The sequence below is a fragment of the Arthrobacter sp. SPT-J7 genome (genome assembly GCF_059089965.1).
This window is the reverse complement of record NZ_JBNHFF010000480.1, coordinates 1-1,003: the sequence shown is the minus strand read 5'-3', so window position 1 is coordinate 1,003 and position 1,003 is coordinate 1. Positions and strand designations below refer to the sequence as shown.

Here is a 1,003-nt window from a genome sequence, read left to right as displayed (position 1 = left end):
CCGGTCCTCTTTGAGGACAAGCCGCAGGAAGGTTGATTTGCCGGAGCCGGATGCGCCGACCAGGAAGGCGAATTCGCCGCGGTCGATCTCAAGGTTGACGGAGTCCAGCGCAGGCCGGGCTTTCTGGTCGTAGACCTTGGTGACATTTTCGAATCGGATCATGGCCCTAAGTACCCTGCAGGGCATGGCTGATTCTGATGCAGCCCAGTTCTGCAGCCGGTGCGCGGGTTTCGTTTGGGGGAAGTAGGGCCCCGGCCCCTCGACTATACGCAGGAACTCCGGCGTATGACGCGGGTGTCAGGGGCGTGTCGCCGGATCCTGCTTGGCACGCTGGACTGGGAGCCTGTGGCCCCTCTGCAGCAATCCTTGAAGAAGGGCTACGCCTAGCTGCAGGGCACGAACAGGACTGCTGCCTCTGGGCCGGAAGCGCCTTGCTTGCTTTCGCCAAGGTTCCGCATGAATTCCACAGGATCAGTGAAGGTTCGTCTGGCTGGCGCATCGTCGCCAATAGGCTGAGGTCCGAAGACAAGCGACGCCTGTCGCCAGCACTCGCCGCGGCGCCCCAGAAGGAAACCCCACAATGATCTTCCCCAATCCTGCGCGCAGGACCATTGCCACGCTCCTGTTCGCCGCCGTCTTGCTTACGGCAACGGCGGTACCAGCGGCCGCAGGAAAGAAGTCTCCCGCCGCCGGCCCAACGGCGACAAGTGGAAACGGACGTTACTTGGTTCAGTTCGCACCGGGGACGGATGTTCCAGGCGAGGCGAGGGCACTGCGCGCTCAAGGAATCGAAGTCACCCACACGTTCGAGACAGCATTGCGGGGTGCTGCCATGAAAGCCAACCCGGCGCAGGCTGCCGCCTTGGTCCGCTCGGGAAGGGCCTTGGCGGTGGAGCCGGATCAGCCGATCACGGTTTCCGAAACCCAGCGGCCGGCCCCCTGGGGCCTCGACCGGTCCGACCAGCAAACCTTGCCCCTCTCCGGCTCGTACGCCTCTCCGGCG

1 protein-coding gene and 1 pseudogene are annotated in these 1,003 nt (G+C 64.1%); one reads left to right on the top strand and one right to left on the bottom strand.

From position 1 onward, the window contains the following. On the bottom strand, positions 1-162 hold a 162-nt coding region (locus AC5RWX_RS33740; RefSeq protein ID WP_494100494.1), incomplete at its 3' end, for an ATP-binding cassette domain-containing protein. A gap of 418 nt (positions 163-580) precedes the next feature. Between AC5RWX_RS33740 and AC5RWX_RS33735 the strand changes: the two are divergent. Then, a pseudogene (locus tag AC5RWX_RS33735) lies at positions 581-1,003 on the top strand (hypothetical protein); the annotation flags it as partial.